We start from the raw sequence: 3,830 nt of genomic DNA on the forward strand, positions 1-3,830 counted from the left end.
GTTCCCGCCCGTCCACCGGCCTCGCCGCGACCCCCTGGCACGCCCACGCGGGTCTCTCCCGCCTAAGAGAACAGGATCCAGAGATGGCAGCAGCAGATACAGTCCCGCAGTCCCCGGCACCGGCCCCCGCGCCTGAGGTCCGGCAACAGCAAGATCCCGAGGCCGACCAGTTCGGTGCCGTCGCCGTCACGGCCGGGCCGGACCGATGGGGCGTCATGCACCCGGCCAACGGTGGGCACTGGGCCACCGACGCCGAGGTCGAAGGCTGGCCGGTCATCGAACTCCGGAACCCCTCCGCAGCCTGATCGTCACTGCACCCCAGACAGCCCCTCACACGACCCGCAGCCACCAACGGTCACCCGCCGACCTTTCCGGTCCCGACGCCCGGACGACGTGCCCCCAGTGAGCCATCAGGGGGGTATAGGGGTCCCTCGCGCGGGCACGCCGATCTCCCGGCCCACGCCGCAGGTGGTGGGCCTCTCCCCCCAGATGAAACTGGACACCGCGAGGAGGTGGGACGGTGCGTGCTGAGGAGCGTCGGATACGCGATGACCTGGTGCTGCGGATGATGATTGCGGGTGCGAGTTACCGGCAGATCGCACGCCGGGTCGGGCTGCGGTCGCATCAATCGGTGGGGAACATCGTCGCTCGCGAGCTACGTCTGCGCGGAGGGGTCTCCGGGGTAATGACGCCGACCGGCCGGGCGCTGTTCATCGAGCGGTCGGAGGCTCTGCTCGCGGCGGTGTGGCCGAGAGCGATGGCCGGCGACCCTGAGGCGGGTGAGGAGGCCCTACAGCTGCTCTCACAGCAGGCCCGGTTCTACGGAATCTGATCGACGGGGGGCGCGCGGAGCCCGAGGTCACATTTCTGGGATGCTTCCTTGGTATGAGCACGAAGCAGGAGCGGCTGCAGGCCCTTATCGACGAGGCCGGGGACGGGCAACCGAAGGACTTCGAAGCGTGGAAGGCGCAGGCCGGAGTCGTCCTGCGTCACGCAGTCGGGCCCGATGATCCGCTGGTCGCGCAGTTCGACAAGACGAGATACACCCTGGGCGCGATGTTCGACGGCACGACCAGGGCTGATGTCGAAGCCGCGAAGCGTCGCGGTGTGCTGCAGGCGGTAGCGAAACTTCGAGCAGCAATTACGCAGGTGAATCTGACGGAGGAAGCGCAGAAGTCGAGATCGCTCGATATGTCAACGCGCACAAAGGTTTTCATTGTTCATGGGCACGACGACGGGCTCAAGGAGACGGTCGCACGGTTTCTGGCGAAGCTGACCGGTGATGAGCCGGTGATTCTCCATGAGCAGGTTAGCGGGGGCGACACGGTGATCGAGAAGCTCGAACGGTTCGCCGCGACCGCTCGGTACGCGGTCGTTCTCGCTACGCCCGACGACCTTGGGCGGAAGAAGTCAGACGTCGATGACATGCCGCGAGCCCGTCAAAACGTCATCTTCGAGCTCGGCTACTTCTTCGCAGCTCTAGGCCGGAGCAACGTCGCTCTGCTCTATAAGGCCGAGGTCGAGCGGCCAAGCGATACAGACGGCGTCGTTCACATCGCCGTCGATGATGCCGGAGCATGGAAGATCCTGCTGACTCGCGAGATTGAAGGCGCCGGGATCAACGTCGACCGCACCGCTCTGTAAGTCGCGGCCCCCGCCGCAGCGACTCAAACGGGATCCGGGTTACTTTGTGCAACCTAGCGCGATATTGCGCCTGCCGAACATGCGCACCGTGGTGCACTGCCTACCGCCCAAGGACTGGACCGAACCGGGATTCATGGGGCTGGGCATGATCTACACCGCGATGCCGGTGACCAACGCCGTCCCCATGGTTGTCGCCGCGCCTCCGGGAATCGTGACGCTGGCCGATCTCCCGCCGATCACCGGACGCTCGTCGGTGTGACGCTCACCCTTCGTGGGGTGGAGTGTGTTGTGTTCGTGCGCGCGACCGAGGTGTTTCTGCCATCGGCCGTTCAATTTCTGCCAGTGGAATGAAACCCCTGACCTGCCGGTTTAAGCCATCAGAACCAACAAGATCACCACAAAGAAGTCGAAACCGCGTGACTCGCTCCACGGCTCCGGCCCGACACATAGGGAAGAGCAGAACAATGAAGAACACCACCATCATCACCGCCACCACAGCCGCTGTCGCAGGATTCGCCGCCACCCTGATCGGTCTGGCAGCGCCCGCCGCCGCCGCCCCCGCCGGAGGCTCCGCCGCAGACACCATCAGCTCACTGGAAGCCGACGGCAACCGCGTCATCGTCAACCGCCAGGGCAGCACCCCACTGTCCGAAGCCGGCGTCACCTCGGTCCGCCAGGGCCTGCCGATCCGCGAATACGTCTGGGACGCCCAGGGCGACGACCAGGTCCTCGAGATCACCGGCCACGTCTACTTCGTCGACGTCAACTAACCCCCCCACCAAAAGGGGCACCTCCTCCAGGAGGTGCCCCTTTTGTCTGTCTACAAGCTGCCGACCCACAGCACCTAGGACGGTGCCACCACGGCCGCGACCCCGACCGCGCCGCCACCCACGTGCACGGACAACACCGGTCCCATGTCGGCGACGGTGAGCGACGACAACTGCGGAAGTCGTTGTGTCAGCGTGGCACCCAGCGAGTCGGCGGCGTCATGGTTGTCCACGTGATGCACCACGACGTCGGCAGCATTCTCCCCCACCACTTCGACCACCCGATCCACCATCGCGGCATGGGCCTTGGTGACGGTGCGGATCCGTTGGTCGAGGACCAGTCGCCCGTCGACGTCGAGACACAGCAGGGGTTTCAGGGACAGCGCAGTACCCAGCCAGGACGCGGCGGTACGGATGCGCCCACTGCGCCTCAGGTTGTCCAAGCGGTGCACAACAAGGAACACGTGAGCCCGGCTCATCGCGGATCGTGCCGCGGCTTCGACAGACTCGATGTCGCCACCGTCGGCGGCACATCGAGCAGCGGCCATCGCGACGAATCCCACACCCATCGCCGCCGACCGCGAGTTGACGACCCGCACCGACGGGCCGAACTCGCGCGCCGCCGTCACCGCCGCGCCGTAGGTACTCGACAACGCGGCTGACAGATGGACCGCCACCACGCCGTCGCCACCACTGTCGATCAGCGCCTGCCGGTAGGTGTCGACCAGTTCGGCAGGCGTCGCACCGGCGGTCGTCACCTTGGGCCGATCGTGGATGTCGTACGGGATCTCGTCGATGCCGTCACGCAGATCCATGCCGTCGACCAGCACATGCAGCGGCACCTCGCGGATGTTCCACCGCTTGAGGTCCTCGGGCTGCAAACGCGAAGACGAGTCGCTGACCACCACCACGGACATGACGTTGGGCTAACCGCGCGAATCGGACAGCGGCACGCCCGCTTCGGACAGGCCCTTGATCATCAGTTCCGCCACCGCCCGGTGCGCCTCGAAATTCCAGTGGATGCCGTCCGGATTGGCCCGGCCGCTCATCACCTGCTCCCCCACCGCCGCCTTGAGATCGACCAGAGGTATCTCGTGCTCGGATGCCCACCGGCTGATCGCCTCGACTGTTCCGGGCCTTCCGTGGTGGGCCATTCCATAGGTCGGCGCGATGTGTACTGACGGCAGGGACGCCACCACCGGAATGCCGGGACGGTTGAAGTCGATTGCCGCTCTGGTCATCTCGAGGTATTCGACGGTCAGGTGGGGCGGCAGTGCGGCTCGCGCGATCGGCGAGAATTTCGGCTGCGCCCAGCCGTAGCCGTCGCGCACCCAGCGGCGCAGCCACGGCGGCCGGACGTAACGGATCATTTCGCGCAGCGCCGTCGGCAGCGGCGACGGCAGCGAATCCATCCCCGAC

Annotated in this window: 6 protein-coding genes and 1 pseudogene; 5 read left to right on the plus strand and 2 right to left on the minus strand. The window is 66.2% G+C overall.

What is annotated here, in order from left to right; all coding sequences use genetic code 11:
- Nucleotides 1-83: 83 nt before the first annotated feature.
- The 5 genes and pseudogenes from WA965_RS00360 (at nt 84) to WA965_RS00380 (ending at nt 2,414) form a co-directional block, all read left to right on the plus strand.
- Nucleotides 84-305 carry a hypothetical protein gene (locus tag WA965_RS00360; protein ID WP_526301774.1) on the plus strand — a complete coding sequence of 74 codons (222 nt, stop codon included), beginning with the start codon at nt 84-86 and terminating at the stop codon, nt 303-305.
- 215 nt (nt 306-520) lie between these two features.
- Nucleotides 521-832 (plus strand): hypothetical protein, encoded by a 312-nt coding sequence (locus WA965_RS00365; RefSeq protein WP_526301772.1) that lies wholly within the window; start codon nt 521-523, stop codon nt 830-832.
- 53 nt (nt 833-885) lie between these two features.
- The gene (locus tag WA965_RS00370; RefSeq protein WP_526301770.1) at nt 886-1,644 is read left to right on the plus strand and encodes a TIR domain-containing protein; all 759 of its coding nucleotides are present in this window, start codon (nt 886-888) and stop codon (nt 1,642-1,644) included.
- 67 nt (nt 1,645-1,711) lie between these two features.
- Nucleotides 1,712-1,903: pseudogene (locus WA965_RS00375) on the plus strand (dihydrodipicolinate reductase); the annotation flags it as partial.
- 205 nt (nt 1,904-2,108) lie between these two features.
- Nucleotides 2,109-2,414: a hypothetical protein gene (locus WA965_RS00380; RefSeq protein ID WP_526301768.1), complete on the plus strand. Its 306-nt coding sequence runs from the start codon at nt 2,109-2,111 to the stop codon at nt 2,412-2,414.
- Between the two features lie 74 nt (nt 2,415-2,488).
- Here WA965_RS00380 and WA965_RS00385 read toward each other — a convergent pair whose 3' ends face one another.
- Both WA965_RS00385 and WA965_RS00390 read right to left on the minus strand, forming a co-directional pair.
- Nucleotides 2,489-3,328, minus strand: a complete 840-nt coding sequence (locus WA965_RS00385) for a DegV family protein (protein ID WP_526301766.1) — start codon at nt 3,326-3,328, stop codon at nt 2,489-2,491.
- A 9-nt stretch (nt 3,329-3,337) separates the two neighbouring features.
- A partial coding sequence (locus WA965_RS00390; RefSeq protein WP_526446880.1) for an SGNH/GDSL hydrolase family protein occupies nt 3,338-3,830 on the minus strand: 493 nt, incomplete at its 5' end.

The organism is Mycobacterium sp., assembly GCF_049683935.1.
Taxonomy (GTDB): Bacteria; Actinomycetota; Actinomycetes; order Mycobacteriales; family Mycobacteriaceae; genus Mycobacterium.